The organism is Bradyrhizobium sp. HKCCYLRH3073, assembly GCF_051167995.1.
Lineage (GTDB): Bacteria > Pseudomonadota > Alphaproteobacteria > Rhizobiales > Xanthobacteraceae > Bradyrhizobium.
This window is the reverse complement of sequence record NZ_JBNPUD010000005.1, coordinates 405,512-422,906: the sequence shown is the minus strand read 5'-3', so window position 1 is coordinate 422,906 and position 17,395 is coordinate 405,512. Positions and strand designations below refer to the sequence as shown.

The window sequence follows — 17,395 nt, the reverse complement described above, 5'->3', positions numbered from 1 at the left end:
ATGAGCAGTCCAGAGCCCAGAGACCCATCCCTCATCAAGCAGGCGCTGCTGACGATCCGCCGCCTCGAGGCGGAGATCGCGCGCCTCAAGACGCCGGCGCCGATCGCGATTGTCGGCATGGCCTGCCGCCTGCCCGGCGCCGGTACGCCCGCGGAGCTGTGGGACAGTCTCGCCAATGGACGTGACGCAGTGACCGAGACGCCACGGGATCGCTGGGACAACGCCCGCCTCGTCGATCCGGATCCCGCCACGCCGGGGCACATGACCGCGCGCCACGGCGCGTTCTGCGCAGGCGTCGATCGCTTCGATGCCGACTTCTTCAACATCGCGCCGCGCGAAGCCCACGCCATGGATCCGCAGCAGCGTGTCCTGCTCGAGGTGAGCTGGGAGGCGCTGGAGCGCGCCAACCAGGATCCGACCGCGCTCTACGGCAGCCCCGCCGGCGTGTTCATGGGTCTCGGCACTTTCGACTACGCAACGCTGCAGGCGGCGCCCGAGGATCGCGACCGCGTCGGGCCCTATCATGTCAGCGGCACGGTGCTCAGCGTGGCCGCCGGCCGCCTGTCCTATGCCCTCGGCCTCACCGGTCCGAGCATGACCATCGACACCGCCTGCTCGTCGTCGCTGGTCGCGATCCACCAGGCCTGCCGCAGCCTGCAGCAGAACGAATGCAGCCTCGCGCTCGCCGGCGGCGTCGGGTTGATCCTCAGCCCGGTCCCAAGCATCGCCTTCTCCAAGGCGCACATGCTGTCGCCGCGCGGGCGCTGCCGCACGTTCGACGCCGGCGCCGACGGCTATGTCCGTGGCGAGGGCTGCGGCGTCGTGGTGCTGAAGCGTCTCGCCGATGCCGAGGCCGATGGCGACACCATCCTCGGCATCATCAGAGGCAGCGCCGTCAACCAGGACGGCGCCAGCGGCGGCCTGACCGTGCCGAGCGGAGCCGCGCAGGAAGCCGTCATGCGCGAAGCACTTGGCCGCGCGTGCCTCGCTGCGTCCGACGTTGCCTATGTCGAGGCTCATGGCACCGGCACGCCGCTCGGCGATCCCATCGAGCTGCGGGCGATCGGCCGTGTCTATGCCACCGAGCGCAGTGAGCCGCTGCTCGTTGGATCGCTGAAGACCAATTTCGGACATCTGGAAGCCGCGGCCGGCGTTGCCGGGCTGATGAAGACCGTTCTCAGTCTGCGGAACGGCATCGTGCCGCCGCATCTGCACTTCGAGACGCCCAATCCGAACATCGACTGGGATCACTACCGGCTTGCAGTGCCGCGCAAGCCGACGCCCTTGCCGCCGGGCCGACGCGTCGCCGCCGTCAGCGCCTTCGGCTTCTCCGGAACCAACGCCCATCTCGTCATCGAGGTGCCCGTGCCCGCGGATGTGCCGGCCATTCCGGCGCCTTGCGGCGACGAGCTGCTGGTGATCTCGGCAAAGTCCGCCGCGGCGCTGCGCGAGCAGGCCGAGCAGCACGCGGGTCTGCTGGACGCATTGCCGGCGGCCGAGCTCCGCGATTATTGTGCGACAGCCGCGACCTGCCGCGGCGCGTTCGGGCATCGCCTCACGGCGATCGCATCCGAGCCCAGCGAGTTCGCGCGGCAGCTACGCGCCTTTGCACGCGGTGACGCCACCTCGCAGGCCGCTTCCGCGGTCGCTCACAGCGTGAGTGGCGACGGCGAACGAACAACCGACCGCCACGCCGCCGCTGCGGCGTTCCTCGCGGGCCGCAGCGTCGACTGGTCGATGCTCTGGCCGCGGCAGAGCTGGCGCAAGCGCGATGTCGCCACCACGGCGTTCCAGCGGCAGCGTTATTGGTTCGACCTCGCAAGCGGCACGCCCCGCTCTCTGATCGGCGCTCTCGTCCGCTCGGCCGCGCTCGACGCGACCTTGTTTCATTTCCGGCTTGGCCCTTCGCTGCAGCCGCTGCTTGACGATCACGAGGTGCAGGGCGCGATCGTTGTCGCCGGCGCCGTATGGATTGCGGCCGCCCGCGAGGCGGCCATGCGCCTCGGCGTCAGCGGCCTCAGCGACATCAGGCTGCCACAGCCCCTCACGCTGCCGCCTGGCGCTGACGTGGAGGTGGAAATCGCCGTCACTGATGGCGATGCCGATGGCGGCCAGCTCAAACTGATGGGCCGTGCCGCTAATGAGTCGGCATGGCGGCGGTGCCTGACAGCGCGCTTGCAGGACGTCAGCGGGGCTGCGCCCGCGAGCGATCTCGCTGCGCTCCGCGGCGCTTGCCCCGACGCGCTCGATGTCGTCGCGCTCTATGCGCGCGCCCGCCGGTTCGGGATCGCGCTCGGCCCGCGCTTTCGCCATCTGCAGCAGGTCTGGCGCGGCCGAGACCAGGCCCTGGCGCGCTGCGCGCCACTCGATCATCTCACCGCGGATGAAGCAGGTCCGCTGCATCCTGGCTTGATCGATGCGGGCTTTCAATTGCTGCTCGCGGCGCTCGGCGACGACTACAATGCGCCGATCGTCCCGGTGCGTTGCGCCGGCCTGCGATGGACGGGTGGTCCGGACCAGGCGACCGGCTGGTGGCACATGCGCCTGACGCGCCGCGATGCCGACAGCGTCACCGCCGACCTGCGCCTGCTCTCGGACACGGGCGATACGCGGCTCGTGATCGAAGGCTTCGAAGCGCGCGCCATGCCGGCCGACTGGCTGGCCCACGCGGATGCCGCGCCCGACGCCTGGTTCATCGCCGAGCATTGGCGCGCGCAGCGGCTGCACCGGCCCGCCGTCCGCAAGATCGCGGCATCGGTTGCCGCGACAGGCGAACGTCTCGCGGCAACGCCGGCCTACGTCGCCTATCGCGACGGCCAACGGCTGCTCGATGAGGTCAGCCTTTGCTATGCCGCCGGCGCGCTCCATGCGCTCGGCTGGCGCCGTCACCTCGCGCTCGACGGCTCGGTGGAGACGATCGCGGCGCGCTTCGGCATTGCTTCGAACCAGCGCGCCCTGCTCGCGCGCATGCTGTCGATGTTGGCGGAGGCCGGCCTCATCGCCACGACATCCACCGGCTTTGTCGATCGGCCCGACCGGCCGCTGCCGCCGCGCGCGCCCGCCAATTTGCCCGACATCTCGATCGCCGCCGAGTGGCGGCTGCTGTCGCGTTGCGGACCCCGGCTGCACGAGGTGCTCACCGGCAAGCTCGATCCGCTCGAATTGCTGTCGCCCGCCGGCGATCCGCGCCAGCTCGCTGAGCTCTATTCTGAGCCGTTGCCGACGCGCTGTATGAACACGCTGCTGAAGCAGGCGCTGGCGTCCTGGGCCGAACAGGCAGCCCCCGGTCAGATCCAGGTCCTGGAGATCGGTGCCGGGACCGGAGCGACCACGGCCGCCGTGCTCGATGCGCTGCCCAGAGATGCCACACGCTACGTGTTCACCGACATCGGCACCGTGTTCCTGACCGATGCACGCGACCGCTTCGGCGAGCAGATCGAGACGAAGCGTCTCGATATCGAAGCGGAGCCAGCGAGCCAGGGTCTCACGCTGCGAAGCTTCGACATCGTGGTCGCCGCCAACGTGCTGCATGCGACGCGAGACCTTGCCGTCACGCTCGCCCACGCGCGCCAGTTGCTGGCGCCTGGCGGTCTGCTGGTGCTCGTCGAAGCGGTGACGCCGCAGCGCTGGCTCGATCTGACCTTCGGCATGACCGACGGCTGGTGGCGCTTCGATGACGACCGGCGCAAGACCGGCCATGCTTTGCTCGACATCGCCGGCTGGGGCCGGATGCTCACACGACACGGCTTCGACGAGATCTCACCGCTGCTTGGCGCAGAGCCGTTCGGTCAGACCGTCATCCTCGCGCGCGCCGGCCATGTCGTTGCCGAAAGCGAATGGCTTCTCGTGGCCGACGAGGGAGGTGAGGCGGCACGGCTGGCGCAGGTGCTGGCCGAAGCCGGCGCGCAATGCAGCCTGCTGCAACCACCCGAGCTGCATCGCCGCGCGGCCGAAGCGACGGGCCGCGTTCACGTTGTCGACTGCACGGCGCTGGATGCGGCCGGCGCTCCCGACGTCGCAGTCGAAACCATGCGCGCGGCGATCCTCGACACGACGGCGCGCAGTCTCGCCACCTTGCAGCTTGCTGCAAGCCTGTCCTCGCCCGCGCGCGTCAGCATCCTGACCCGCGGTGCGATCGCTGCATCACCGGGCGACCAGGTCGATGGTCTGGTCGCAGCCTCGCTGCCGGGGCTGATGAAAGTGGCAGCGCTCGAGCTGCCGAATCTGGCCGCACGACTGATCGATATCGACGCCAGCACGACCAGCGCCGATCTGCTGGCCGCGCTCGATTGCGACGAGGGAGAAACGCTTCAGGCGGTCCGCAACGGGCGCCGTTTCGTGCCGCGGATTGCGCCAGCCCCGCCGAAGCGGACCGAGGGTTCGCCCGCCACACTTTCGTTCGACGGCATCCAGCTGATCACCGGCGGCTATGGCGGTCTTGGCCTGGCGCTCGCGGAAGCGCTGATCGCGAAGGGCGCGCGCAACATCGCGCTGCTTGGTCGCCGCCCGCCCGATGAGACCATTGCGCGGCGTCTCGCAGGCTGGAGCGCCGCGGGAATCCAGATCCATGCGCTGGTGGCCGACGTCGCGAGCGAGCATGCAATGCAGTCGGTGCTCTCTTCATTGCCCGCCGACGTCCCCATCCGCGGCGTGTTTCACGCGGCCGGCGTGCTCGACGATGCGCTGTTGACTGAACAGTCGCCGGGGCGGCTGGCCCTGGCGTTCGATCCCAAAGTGGCCGGCGCGTTGGTGCTGCATCGGCTGTTTGCGCAGCATGACCTCGGCTGCTTCGTACTGTTCTCCTCCGCCGCATCGCTGCTCGGCTCGGCCGGACAGGCCAGCCATGCTGCCGCCAATGCCTGGCTCGATGCGCTGGCCGCCCATCGGCGTGCGCGTGGGCTTGCCGCAATCAGCATCAACTGGGGCGCCTGGTCGGAGACCGGCGTCGTGGCCGAACACGACCATCAAGGCAATCTGCAGCGCCTCGGCATCGGCGGGATCCGCACCGCGCAAGGTCTCGACGCGCTCTGGCGCATCCTGAAAGCCAATCCGGCGCAGATCGGCGTGGTGCCGCTCGATGTCGATCGCTTCCTGGAGCGCCGCCCGGCGGCGCCTCAACTCGCGGAGCTGCGTGCCGGCCGCGAGCGGCACGTTCCAGCAAAGGCTCGGACGGAGATTGCGGAGCCACGTCCTTCGGATGAGACGCTGCTTGCCGGGGTCCTGGCCGATCTCGCCCGGTCGCTCGGGCGTGATGCAGGCGATGGCATCGATCCCGACCGGCGCTTCGCGGAGCTTGGCCTGGACTCCCTGAGCGGCCTCGACCTGCGCAACCGCCTGCAGGGCCGCACCGGCATCCGCCTGCCGGCCACCGTGATCTTCGACCATCCGACACCGCGGCTGCTCGCATCGCATCTCGAAACGATGCGGGCGGATGCGCCTTCCGCCGAGCCCGTTCCGGCAGGCGACACGCCAATCCTGTCCGACGGCGAGCTCGATGCCCTGTCGGAGGACGAACTCGATGCGCTGATCGACATGCTCGCTGCGGAGGGCACCGGCCGTGACTGACAACAATGCCATCAGACTGAGCCCGTCGCGGACCGGGACCGGGATGCCGGATCAGCCTTGCGGACCACAGCTCCATCTGTCCACCCGTGCCGTTCAAGCAACCGCAGAGCGGCAGACTCCGCAGCCCGCGATCCAGCCGGCCTCGACGGTGTTCTTCGACACTGTCGAGACCCTGCACGAAGCCGAGGCCAATCCGTTCGACGTGTTCTTCTATGGCGGCATGGGCACGCCCGCCGTCAGCAGGATCGAGACGGCGGTCGCCCAGCTCGAGCTCGGCGAACGCGCCATCCTGGTGTCGAGCGGCAGCGCCGCGGTGACCGCGGCCCTGATCGCCTTCGCCCGCGCCGGCCAGCATCTCCTCGTCGCCGACACCGTCGCGTCGAGCACCCGCCGGTTCTGCGAGACCGTGCTGCGCGGCCTTGGCGTCGAGATCGAGTTCTACGATCCGGCCGCCGGCGCCGACATCGCCCGGCTGCTGCGGCCGGGGACCTGCGCGGTCTATATGGAATCGCCGGGCTCGCTGTCGCTGGAGATGCAGGACGTACCCGCCATCGCGGCTGCGGCGCGATCGCACGGCGTCATCACCATTCTCGACAACAGCTGGGGCGCGTTCGGCGCGTTCCGGCCGTTCGAGCACGGTGTCGACGTGGTCGTGGTGTCGCTCGGCAAGCAGGCGGCGGGCCATGCCGACCTGATGCTCGGCGCCCTCGTCACCTCGCACCGCCATGCCGCGCGGCTGAAGGACATCGCCGTGCAGCTCGGGCACGTACCCGGCGCGCTGGAGTCGTATCTGGCGCTGCGCGGCCTGCGCAGCCTGCCATTGCGCGGCGAGCGCCAGCTACGCACCACGATCGAGCTCGGCCGCTGGTTCGCCGCACGCGCGGACGTGCGCCGCGTGCTGTGCCCGGCACTGCCTGGCGCGCCGGGGCACGAGCTGTGGCGGCGCGACTGCAGGAGCGCAGCCGGACTGCTGACGATCGCCTTCGCCGCCGAGGCCCGCGACGACGTCATCGCCGCCATCAACCGCCTCGCTCTGAGCCGGCTCGGCTTCGGCTGGGGCGGCGCCGAGAGCCTCGTGCTGCCGATCCTGGAGCCGCCGCCGCGGCAGTTCGCCAAACAGCCGGCGGATGAATTCTGGGTGCGGCTCTCGACCGGCCTCGAGGAGGCTGCCGATCTGATCGCCGACTGGTCGCGCGCACTCGATGGAGGCGCGTAGCGGTCACGCGCCGAGGTCGGCTAGGCTGCCGCCCTGCTCGAAATGATCGAGGAAGATGCCGCCGAGCACGCGCGTGGTGGTCATCGCCGTCAGCGAGAACACCGCGATCCCGTACAGGTTGGCGCCGGGCACCACACGACTCAGCGCCGCCGTGGTCAGGCCGCCCGCGACCACAGGCGCCGCAGCCGCCATCAGGCTGGCGACGATCGGGCGCGCCTGATCGTATTGGAACGGCACGCTGTACTCCTCGGCGAGCTTCTTCAGCATATGCAGCACGATCAGCCCGACCCCGACGGGGCCGGCGAAGGGAATCGGGATCAGCCCACCCGCGGCGGCATAGGCGGCATAGCGCTCGACGATAAGCTGGCCGCGCTGCCGGTGCGGCGGCACGACCGCCGACGACACGCCGGACACCAGCGCCGGCGCGATCACCTCGTCGACCGGGTCCGAACCGGCATCCGCAGGCGCCGCCTTGGCCTTCACGCTCTTGCCCTCGGCGACCTGCGCGTCGTCGCCATCAGCAGCGCCGGTGCCGCGCATCTCCCCCATGGTCCGGCCGACCGCCTTCGGCAGCTTGCGGCTCATGCCGCGGCCTCGTGGAGGAACAGACGATCGATCTCGTCGGCGATCGCCGCGATGTCCTGCGCCGCGCGCCCGCCCTCGTCGATCAGATCCGGCGTGGCGCCATACAGCGCGGCTTCCGGATAGGCGACGCGGTTCTGCATCTCGCTGTCGAGCAGCGGGAAGCCGGCCTTCATGATCTCCGCACGGATGTGCTTGGCGATCACGGACTCCCGCGTCGTCTGCGTCAGCAGGCAGCGGAACAGCGGCCGCCAGCCCTTGATGCCGTTGACCAGGATCGCAAGCGTGTCGAGCATGGCATCGACATCCAGCGGCGACGGCTTCACCGGAACGATCACGAGATCGGCCGCGGCCAAGGCGCCGAGCGTCGAGGGCGTGCGGAACCCCGGCGTGTCGATGATCACCAGCGCCGATTTTGCGAGCTCCTTGGCGGTGCGCCAAACGCCTTCGGTGGCATCCTCGACGACGCGCAGGCCGGCGAGCGCACGCTCCCGCTCGGCGAGCCGCACCACCGATCGCTGCGGATCGGCATCGACCAGCACCACCCTGCGCCCGGCGAGGTGCCAATGCACCGCTAGGCAGGTCGCGACCGTACTCTTGCCGCTCCCACCCTTCAGCGTGGCCAGCGTGATGATCCGATTAGTCATGTCAGCTCACCCCGGGAGCCCATGCGCGTATCAGGATAGGAGCATAATGCGATGCAAGTCGATTCTGCCATAACTCCTCGGCTTGTCCAACGCGCCCCCTGCCGCTGTCCCCCGCCCCATGCATCGCCTGGCCGAAATGCGCACCAGCGGGCAGCTTTCGCTTGACGGCGGCGGGCTGCGACGGGACTTATCCAGTCCCTCTGTCCGTCGAAGAAGTGCGTTGCCATGGCCGCCGATCCGCTCTCGATCCTCAAGACCGTGTTCGGCTATGACAGTTTCCGCGGACGGCAGCGCGACATCGTCGAGCACGTGATCGCCGGCCATAACGCCTTCGTGCTGATGCCGACCGGCGGCGGCAAGTCGTTGTGCTACCAGATTCCGGCGCTGGCGCGTCCCGGCCTCGGGCTGATCATCTCGCCGCTGATCGCGCTGATGGAGGACCAGGTCGCGGCGCTCCGGCAGGCCGGCGTGAAGGCCGCGGCGCTCAACTCGCGGCTCTGGGGCGCGGAGAAGGATCTGCTGTGGCAGGACATCGAGCGCGGCGAGCTCGACCTGCTCTACATGGCGCCGGAGACGCTGCTCAAGCCCGAGAACCTCGAGCGCCTCAAGACCGCGCAATTGTCGCTGATCGCGATCGACGAGGCGCATTGCGTTTCGCAATGGGGCCATGACTTCCGGCCCGAATACCGCGCCCTCGACTGCCTCGCCGGGCTGTTCCCCACCATACCGCGCATCGCGCTCACCGCCACGGCCGATGCGCCGACCCGCGCCGAGATCGTCGAGCATCTCGCCATCGGCGACGGCAACAGCTTCATCGCCGGCTTCGACCGGCCGAACATCCGCTATGGCGCGGCCGAGAAGGTCAACAGCATGCAGCAGATGCTGGCCTTCCTTAAATCGCGCGAGGGCGAGAGCGGTATCGTCTATTGTCTGTCGAAGCGCAAGACCGAGGAGGTCGCGGCCTCGCTCAGCGATCACGGCTTCCCGGCGCTGCCCTATCATGCCGGCATGGAGATGAAGGCGCGGGAGAAGAATCAGCGCCGCTTCCAGCTTGAGCAGGGCCTGATCATGGTTGCCACCATCGCCTTCGGCATGGGCATCGACAAGCCCGACGTGCGCTTCGTTGTTCATGCCGACCTGCCCTCCAGCATCGAGGCCTACTATCAGGAGACCGGCCGCGCCGGGCGCGACGGGCTGCCCTCCGAGACACTGATGCTGTACGGCGCCGAGGACATCGCGCTGCGCCGCCGCTTCATCGACGAGTCCGACGCGCCCGATGCGCGCAAGCGCACCGAGCGCCGCAAGCTCGACGCGCTGCTCGGCTTCGCCGAGACCTGCCAGTGCCGCCGCCAGGTGCTGCTGCGCTATTTCGGCGACGATTGCGCGCCGTGCGGCAATTGCGATATCTGCCTCGATCCGCCGGAGACCTTCGACGGCACCATCGCCGCGCAGAAGCTCCTGTCCTGCATCCACCGCACCGGAGAGCGCTTCGGCCAGGCGCATGTCGTCGCGGTGCTGCTCGGCGAGAGCGACGAGCGCATCGAGCGGCTCGGCCATGACAAGCTCTCGACCTTCGGCATCGGCAAGGAGCACGATCGCAACGCCTGGCGCTCGATCGTCCGCCAGCTCGTCGCCCACGGCCTGATCAGCGTCGACGTCGCCGGCCATGGCGGCCTGTCGATCTCGCCCGAAGGCCGCCAGTTCCTGCGCGACAGGCCGCAGCTCAGCCTGCGCGTGCTGAAGAAGGCGAAGCGCGACCGCAAGGCCCGGGAGCGGCAGACTGCCGCGGCGTTTCCCGACATCGATCGCGACCTGTTCGACAAGCTGCGCGTGCGGCGGATGGAGCTCGCCAAGGCGCAGAACGTCCCGCCCTACGTCATCTTCCACGACAAGACGCTGGCCGAGATGGCGGCCCGCCATCCACGCTCCGTCGCGGAGCTCGCCAGCATCCCCGGCGCCGGCACGGTCAAGCTCGCGCGCTACGGCGAGGCCTTCGTGGCGGTCATCAACGCGCATGATGCGGGCGATTGAGACCGGCGGCACGTTCGCTGGGCGCGCGCAAGGTTCCTCTCTACCAAGTTCACGGCGGCATTCGAGGTTGCGCAGGGATGGTCATGGTCAGATGCGCCGCTGCATCGACGCGGGTTGGAGATCCTGCTCGCAGCGACAGCTCTTCTGCGCCCTCTCCCGCAGGATCTGCGAAACCATCCGCTCCGTCCCGGTCAGGCCAGTCAGGATCGTCGCACCGACCGCCATGCCTGATCTCAATCCGGTGGGCATCGCCGCCCTCGGCAGGCGGATCTTCAGCGCGATCCGGTCCTCGTCGTCCGAGCCGGACGACGCGCCGATCAGCTCGGCGTCCGCAACATGTCCATACAGTCGGATGGAAGGCAGGCCCGGCACGTCGATCGTGACCGCCTGTCCGATCGCGACATAGGTGATCTCGGAGACCGCGAGGGCAGCGATGATATCGGGCTCGCCCGGCGTGACCACGGCCATCAACGACCGATCTGCCGTCACGACGTCCCCGACATGGAGACCGCCTGCGGCCACGACGCCGGCGACGGGAGCGATGACGTCGTTCAGCGCGACCGTCGCGGCGCGCTCGTCCCGGTGCTCGATCCGTGCCAGAACCTGTCCCGCAACGATCTCCTGATTGTCGGTCACGAGCAGGTCCCTGACCCGGCCGGACACCGCCGACCTGACCGGGACTTCGTTCATCCTGACATAGGCGTCATCGGTGTGGACGAGATACTGGCCGACGGTCACATATTCGACCATCCATGGCAGCGCGACGAGCATTCCGATCATCAGGCCGAGCCCGGCGAGCGGCCACAGCGCACGTCCAGCGGACCCTCTGGGTGTGGCGCGCGGGTCCGCCGGCGAACGCTCCTTATGCACAATGCCCGGCCGGGATCCGCCCGGCGCTTGCTGTCCGTCCACCGTTCGCTCCTCACGACCACGGCATCGGGCGCGTTTGCTGCCTCGGCGCCGTCCTCGTGACGTGAGGGTCGCGCCCACCGGATGCTCGTGACGCCGATGTGGCGGCTCGCAGGCCGGTTGATAATGGCGCCTGGACCGAATTGGGTCTTCAATTTCTCGAAACAATGCCCGCATCGACGGCACCGCGACGCCACCTCACAGCTCGACACGAGACGGCGGTGACGGCCGCGGCGGAAGCGACCGGCGCAATCCACGATTTCCGACAGGCGTGTCGCCTTCCCTAATCGTCCGAGTGAGGCAGCATGCGAAGCAGCGTCCGGTCCCGGAAGATCCAGTGATGGATCAGCGCAGCGGCCGCATGCATTGCGGCCACGATGACAAGGGTGTGGGCGAGAATTTCATGCACTTCCTTGACGTTGTGAGCAAACGCGCGATCCTTGGGCCAGGGCGACGCGATCTCGGCGATGCCAAACAGCGGCAAGGACTCACCGCGCGCAAACTGCAACACGATGCCAATGACGGGCACGGCAAAGAGCAGCGCATAGAGAACGTAGTGCGCGAAACGCGCGGCCGGATCCTGCCACTTTCCCATCCATGTGGCGAATTCGGTCGCTTCCGGCGGCGGAGATGGATCGGCCAGCCGCCAAGCCAGGCGCACCACCAGAAGCATGAGGATCGCGATCCCGGCCGTCACATGGACGAGCAGGCCGGACTCGCGCGGCGCGCCCTTGGGCAGCACGTCACCGAACACCCCAAGCGCCCAGGCGACGGCCACGAGAACGACCGTCAGCCAATGCAGCGTCTGCGGAATCGCGCCGTAGTCCCTCGTCGAGTTGAAGAGCTGCATCTCAGACCTCTGTTAGCAAAAGATGCTCCTGGCGCGACCGTCCCTCGTTGATGTGGATCAAGCCCTTGCAGGTCTGGGTGCTCAGACCGGCGGGACGAGTGCCAGCTCTGCATCGGCCATGACATAGCGGACGTAGCGGTAGTCGCGGATGAAGCTGATCTTGCCGTCGCGCCAGCTCAGCCACATGAAGTAGCTGGGCTGCGGATCGCCCGGGCGTTCGAACACGGCGATCACTTCCCGGCCCTCCAGCCGGGCCGGCGCCAGCCAGACGCCGTCCATCCCGGCATAGATGCTGAAGAACATCCCGACATCGGCCGAGCCGACACGGACGGGATGAGTGGACTGGTGCAGTTTGACGTCGTGCGCCAGCAGCGCACGCAGGCCGTCCCAATCACGCCGGTTGAACAGGCTGACATAGCGTGTCACCGCATCGGAGGCGGGTCTCGCCGCCGGCCGTGCCTCGGCCAGAGCGTTGATCTCGGAGAGCCGCGCCCGGGCGCGGGCGAGATGCGCCTTCACCGAGTCCACCGTCAGGCCGAGCAGCGCCGCGATGTCGGCGAGCGGCTCGTCGAGCACGTCCTTCAGAACCAGGACGCTGCGCTGAGGGATCGGAAGCTCCGCGAAGCGCGACACCGCGGTCCGCACCGCCTCCTCGCGCATCATCATCTCCATGGCATCGGGCACGGTGTCGTCGGCGACGCCGTCGGCCGCCTCCATCGGTTCGGCAGCCCGGATCACACGGCTGCGCAGCAAGTCGAGCGCCCGGTTGTGCGCGACCCGGAACAGCCAGGCGCGCAGCATCGCGACGTCGCGCATCTCGTTCACCGCGACGAGCGCTTTTGTCAGTGTGTCCTGCACGACGTCCTCGCCGTCGATCACAGAGCCCATCAGGCGCGCGCAATAGCGATGCAGCTCCGGCCGCAGCTGCTCCGCCAGGGCCACGAGCTCGGCGCTGCGCACGCCGGGCGAAGCATGTCCGCCGTCACTCAAGCTGCCGCTCCTTCCATCACCGTCACGCCGTCGTCGCCGTTCAGACCGAACACGACACCATCGGCGAAGCGCTGGTCCTCCAGCACGGAGACGACGCGGTCGCCGAACGCGCGCGGCGGCATCGGCGCGCCGAAACGGGCAACGAACGCTTCCGGCGTAATGCCCATCGCGCCCGCATAGGCGCCCGCGGCCGTATCCCCTACTCCCGTGCCGAGGATCATCATGCGCGGCACGATCGCCTGGAAGCGGATGCCGAGCCTGTCGTCCTGCGACACGCCGTTGGCGTATTTCGCCATGAACCAGAGCATGCGCTTGGCGCCGCCATAGCCGCCTGACATCTGTGAACCGCCCACCGCCGCGCCGCTCGATCCGACCAGGACGCGGCTTCCTGATTTCAGGGGGAGCTTGAGCGCCGCCTGGATCCAGTACAAGCCCGCCTTGACGTCCGTGTCCCAGGCGATCGAAAAATCCTCCCACCTCAGCCGATCCAGCCGGTCCATGTGCGGCGTCGTTCCGGCGTTCAAGACCAGGATGTCGGGGCGGATATCGCCGACGATGCGATGCGCGGCGGCCTCGTCGGTGACGTCGGCCGCGATCGTGGCCACGCCGAGGCGGGCGGCGACGGCATTCAACGCGCCGGTTCCGCGCGCGACGACGGTCACCTTGGCGCCGCGATCGACGAGGGCCTCCACGGCTCCCAGGCCGAGGCCGCGGCTTCCGCCGGTGACGATGATCGTCTTGTCTTTCAGGCTCATGATGATGCTCCAATGTCGAGATGACATGAAGACGATCGAGGCATCGGAAAAGAGTCAGGCGGCGAAACCAATGCGAGCCCTCTTGCGCAACCGGCCGCCCGGCTGGATGCTCCGGGCACATCGTTCATCATGGGAATCGCTTCATGTCCGTCGACACCGCCGCCGCCACCGATCGTCTGATGCGTTTTCTCGCCGTGCAGGGCGTGACCGGACAGGAAAAGGCGATCGGGCGCGAGATCATGGCGGCGCTGAAGCAGGCGGGGGTCCCGGCCAAGGCGATGCGGCTCGATGATGCCAACACCCGGATTCCGCTGCCGACCGAGACCGGCAACCTGATCGTCGAGCTGCCCGGTCGCGGCACGATGCACGACCAGCCGCGCATCATGTTCATGACCCACATGGACACCGTGCCGCTGTGCGCCGGCGCGCAGCCGAAGATCTCCGGCCGCAAGATCGTCAATCAGGCCAGGACCGCCCTCGGCGGCGACAACCGCTGCGGCTGCGGCATTCTCGTCACGCTCGCGGCCGAGCTGATCCGCGAGAGGCTCGATCATCCGCCGATCACGCTGCTGTTCTGCGTGCGCGAGGAGAGCGGGCTCTATGGCGCGCGGCACGTCAACACCGACGACCTCGGCGGGCCCGAGATGGCGTTCAACTTCGACGGCAGCTCCGCCTCCGCCGTCACGATCGGGGCTGTCGGTGCCGACCGCTGGGAGGTCGAGATCTTCGGACGCGCCTCGCATGCCGGCGTCGCGCCTGAGCGCGGCATCAGCGCCACCATGATCCTGGCGCTCGCGCTCGCCGACGTCAAAGCCGGCGGCTGGTTCGGCAAGGTGGTGAAGGGCAAGGGCAAGGCCGCGAGGCTTGGCACCAGCAATGTCGGCCCGGTCACCGGCGGCGAAGGCCGCCCCGCGGGCGACGCCACCAACGTCGTGACCGATTACGTCCACGTCCGCGGCGAATGCCGCAGCCACGATGCCAAATTCATCCGCGAGATCACCAAGGCCTACAAGACGGCTTTCGAGAAGGCGGCCAAGCAGGTCACCAACAGCGAGGGCAAGTCCGGCCGCGTCAAGTTCAAGGCCGAGACCGACTATCATCCGTTCCGGATGAAGGAGACCCTGCCCGTCGTCAAGCGCGCCACCGCGGCCGTCGCCGACATCGGCGCCACGCCGACCTTGCGCGCCGGCAATGGCGGCCTCGACGCCAACTGGATGGTCCGCCACGGCATCCCGACCGTGACCTTCGGCACCGGCCAGAACGAGCCGCACACGACAGACGAATGGATCAACCTCGACGAATACGACCGCGCCTGCGCGCTGGCGCTGCGGCTCGCGACGATGGGCTGACACGACGCCGATGCAGGAAGCCTGCGCAACGCCGGCGCGGGACATCGTCACCACCACTTCCCTCCTTCGGGCGATCGATCTGCAGACAAGGCCGAGCGATCTCGCGGCGGCGTACGCCCGAGTTTTGCATGGAGCTGACCTCTTCTTCGAAGAAGAGGCGCAGGGAAGACCGGGTATCGGCTGATACCCGCGGTCCGCGTGCAACAAGAAGCACGCGGCAGAACCACAGGTTCAGCCCAATATCCGGCCTTCCCTGCGCGACGGTTTGACAGCTTATACGAGCTCTCCCCGGGGAACGGCTGTCTTGCCCCCGTCGCCTGCGGATCATCACCGCCGGCTTGGCATCAGCACCGCGATGCCAGGACCACACGATTTCGCCGTCGCGTCGCTCCGTTCGTCGGCTCGGCTGTGACACCAGGCTGCGGAGCAACACGCCCATCGCATCTTCCGGCTCGACGCTCGTGACGATCGCGAAACGTCCCTCTTCAGCGAGCCGGGATGTCCGGAAATGTGGAGGTGATTTGCCCGACGTGACAAGGGAGAAGTCCGCGACAAACTGGCACGACGGCCAGTTGGCGCATGGAGGGCATGCGAGGATTGCCCGTCGTGCACATCGGCCGGATCCGCGCGCGTGCCGGCGGGCACACTGCGCTTGCGCCTGGCGCGACCAGACGATTCCGTTCGGCCCATGTCAGACGGCGGTAAGCTTGATGACGTTCACATCACGTGGCGCAGGTCGCATAGGCAGCTTTTGGAGCGAGGAGAGCCTTTGACTCATGACATCGGCGAGAGCCGCGTGACACTCGAGATCGCGGACAACCGGAATCTGCAGGACTTCAAGAGAGAGTTGCAGGAGGCCTTCTCGGCCGCCGTGATGGACGAGGTCGGCTCGGTCCCGGACCAATCGATCCCCTCCGACGACGATATCGAACAGTCATTCAACGCGGCGGGCGCCGTGACGTATCATATCCTGTTGGATGGCACACGCGTCGGCGGCGTCGTTCTGACCATCGATCCGATCTCGCATCACAATTCGCTCGATCTGTTCTACATCTCGATCCGGCAGCATGGCCGCGGCATCGGGCAAAGGGCCTGGCACGCGATCGAGGCGCGCTATCCGGACACCAAGGTCTGGCAGACGTTCACGCCCTATTTCGAGAAGCGCAACATTCATTTCTATGTCAACAAATGCGGCTTCAAGATCGTCGAGTACTACAACGCCTACAACCCGCTGCCGCACCAGCCGCCGCTGCAAGGCATGCCTGACGACGGCGACTTCTTCCGCTTCGAAAAGCTCATGCAGGACGGTCGGTGAGCGGATGGAGCACGTTGGCGCTGAGCGATCGATCAGTTGTCTTGCGCACGGTATTTCGGCCGTCAACGCATGCTTTGCGTGGGGGCCGCCGGTGTTGCGGCGACCCGTCGCTTCATCCTCACGGCGCAGGCAAGCGGGCCGGTGCCCCGGCAAGCCCATCGCACGTGTCGCGCAAGCTCATCTAAACGCGCATCTGTTCATGGACGAGCGCTCGTGGTCGGGTCGTCAGCTCTTTCGCTCGAGCGTCGAGACGACTTCGTAGAGGCCAGGGTCGGCCTGGCCGAAAGCGTTGTTGCCCTGGATCAGGCCGCGCGCCATGAGGTGCTCGATGACGCGCGCTGCGGCGTCTTGATCCACGCTTTGCGCGTAGTTCACCACGCGCGTCCCATCCAGGCTGCGATGCAGGCTCGCGGATATCCACCCGTCCGCCTCTCGAGCCGCTTCGGCGGCCCTTGCGAGACGGTCGATCAGTGGCTCCTGCTGACGCCGGAGACGTAACGCCGAGGTTCCAGGAAGTCAATCCGCCGACAGACCCACCTCCACGGCGATTCGACGACGCGCACAAGTTCGGTCGGCGACCCGGAACTCCAAAGGGCAGCAGCGGTTCTCATGCGGTGGACCCTGACATTCACTTTGGGAGCGCCGCTGGCACCTGAAGCGAAGTCGGATCCAGCACGGCAACTGATCATCCGTCTACCGGCATGCCCCGCTTCTGACAGTCGTCAACAGTTCTCGGCAGAGCCGGACACCTCAAGACATCCGCCGATCACGGCGCACTTCACTGGAGGCCTGACATGTCGACCAAGAAATCTCTGCTCGGCCGCACGGCCGCAATCGCTTCATTGACTGCACTCGCGATCGGCGCCTTGACCCCGACCAGCGCCGACGCTCGGAATGGGCGCTGGCACGGCGGTGGTGGCGCTGCCGTCGGCGCGGCGCTGGCGGCCGGAGCCATCGGCACCGGTCTTGCGATCGCCGCAAGCCGCGACGCCTATGATTACTACGATGGTCCGGTCTATGGCGGCCCGGCCTATTACGAGGCTCCCGCCTACTATGGCGTGAACCCCCACGCCTATGGCTACTACCGCAAGGGCGAATACCCCTATCAGGTCTATGGCGGCGACAGCCCGAACGCGGTCTGCGCGCAGGGCACGACCTGGAATTGCCGCTGAGGCCGCTTCTGATT

13 protein-coding genes are annotated in these 17,395 nt (G+C 68.0%); 6 read left to right on the top strand and 7 right to left on the bottom strand.

Annotated elements, in window-relative coordinates; translation table 11 throughout:
* Positions 1 to 5,565, top strand: a complete 5,565-nt coding sequence (locus ACQR1X_RS15720; RefSeq protein ID WP_434899174.1) for a type I polyketide synthase — start codon at positions 1 to 3, stop codon at positions 5,563 to 5,565.
* Positions 5,558 to 6,781 (top strand): trans-sulfuration enzyme family protein, encoded by a 1,224-nt coding sequence (locus ACQR1X_RS15715; RefSeq protein WP_316239057.1) that lies wholly within the window; start codon positions 5,558 to 5,560, stop codon positions 6,779 to 6,781. The genes ACQR1X_RS15720 and ACQR1X_RS15715 overlap by 8 nt, the downstream gene beginning before the upstream one ends.
* Before the next feature lie 3 nt (positions 6,782 to 6,784).
* Here the strand turns inward: ACQR1X_RS15715 and ACQR1X_RS15710 are convergent, their stop codons facing one another.
* Positions 6,785 to 7,366, bottom strand: a complete 582-nt coding sequence (locus tag ACQR1X_RS15710; protein ID WP_434896274.1) for a DUF697 domain-containing protein — start codon at positions 7,364 to 7,366, stop codon at positions 6,785 to 6,787.
* Entirely contained in the window at positions 7,363 to 8,010 is a 648-nt protein-coding gene (locus tag ACQR1X_RS15705) for an AAA family ATPase (RefSeq protein ID WP_434885972.1), read from the bottom strand. Before ACQR1X_RS15705 ends, ACQR1X_RS15710 begins: the two co-directional genes overlap by 4 nt.
* Before the next feature lie 225 nt (positions 8,011 to 8,235).
* On the opposite strand from ACQR1X_RS15705, the gene recQ reads away from it, so the two are divergent.
* Positions 8,236 to 10,041, top strand: coding sequence for a DNA helicase RecQ (recQ, locus tag ACQR1X_RS15700; RefSeq protein ID WP_316239060.1), 1,806 nt, complete (start codon positions 8,236 to 8,238; stop codon positions 10,039 to 10,041).
* Between the two features lie 87 nt (positions 10,042 to 10,128).
* On the opposite strand, the gene ACQR1X_RS15695 is transcribed toward recQ, so the two are convergent.
* The 4 genes from ACQR1X_RS15695 to ACQR1X_RS15680 form a co-directional block, all read right to left on the bottom strand.
* Positions 10,129 to 11,031 carry a biotin/lipoyl-binding protein gene (locus ACQR1X_RS15695; protein ID WP_434892465.1) on the bottom strand — a complete coding sequence of 301 codons (903 nt, stop codon included), beginning with the start codon at positions 11,029 to 11,031 and terminating at the stop codon, positions 10,129 to 10,131.
* Positions 11,032 to 11,233: 202 nt separating this feature from the next.
* Positions 11,234 to 11,800, bottom strand: a complete 567-nt coding sequence (locus ACQR1X_RS15690; protein ID WP_315804979.1) for a cytochrome b — start codon at positions 11,798 to 11,800, stop codon at positions 11,234 to 11,236.
* A gap of 81 nt (positions 11,801 to 11,881) precedes the next feature.
* Complete coding sequence (locus tag ACQR1X_RS15685; protein ID WP_434899173.1) at positions 11,882 to 12,790, bottom strand: sigma-70 family RNA polymerase sigma factor; 909 nt, start codon at positions 12,788 to 12,790, stop codon at positions 11,882 to 11,884.
* Positions 12,787 to 13,545, bottom strand: coding sequence for an SDR family oxidoreductase (locus ACQR1X_RS15680; RefSeq protein WP_434899172.1), 759 nt, complete (start codon positions 13,543 to 13,545; stop codon positions 12,787 to 12,789). Before ACQR1X_RS15680 ends, ACQR1X_RS15685 begins: the two co-directional genes overlap by 4 nt.
* Positions 13,546 to 13,688: 143 nt before the next feature.
* On the opposite strand from ACQR1X_RS15680, the gene ACQR1X_RS15675 reads away from it, so the two are divergent.
* Both ACQR1X_RS15675 and ACQR1X_RS15670 read left to right on the top strand, forming a co-directional pair.
* Positions 13,689 to 14,894 (top strand): M20/M25/M40 family metallo-hydrolase, encoded by a 1,206-nt coding sequence (locus ACQR1X_RS15675; RefSeq protein WP_434899171.1) that lies wholly within the window; start codon positions 13,689 to 13,691, stop codon positions 14,892 to 14,894.
* Between the two features lie 769 nt (positions 14,895 to 15,663).
* Positions 15,664 to 16,209, top strand: a complete 546-nt coding sequence (locus ACQR1X_RS15670; RefSeq protein ID WP_434899170.1) for a GNAT family N-acetyltransferase — start codon at positions 15,664 to 15,666, stop codon at positions 16,207 to 16,209.
* 225 nt (positions 16,210 to 16,434) lie between these two features.
* On the opposite strand, the gene ACQR1X_RS15665 is transcribed toward ACQR1X_RS15670, so the two are convergent.
* Complete coding sequence (locus tag ACQR1X_RS15665; protein WP_315804983.1) at positions 16,435 to 16,587, bottom strand: hypothetical protein; 153 nt, start codon at positions 16,585 to 16,587, stop codon at positions 16,435 to 16,437.
* 416 nt (positions 16,588 to 17,003) lie between these two features.
* Here ACQR1X_RS15665 and ACQR1X_RS15660 point away from each other — a divergent pair, with 416 nt between their 5' ends.
* On the top strand, positions 17,004 to 17,381 hold the full coding sequence (locus ACQR1X_RS15660; protein ID WP_315804984.1) for a hypothetical protein: 378 nt from the start codon (positions 17,004 to 17,006) through the stop codon (positions 17,379 to 17,381).
* Positions 17,382 to 17,395 lie beyond the last annotated feature (14 nt).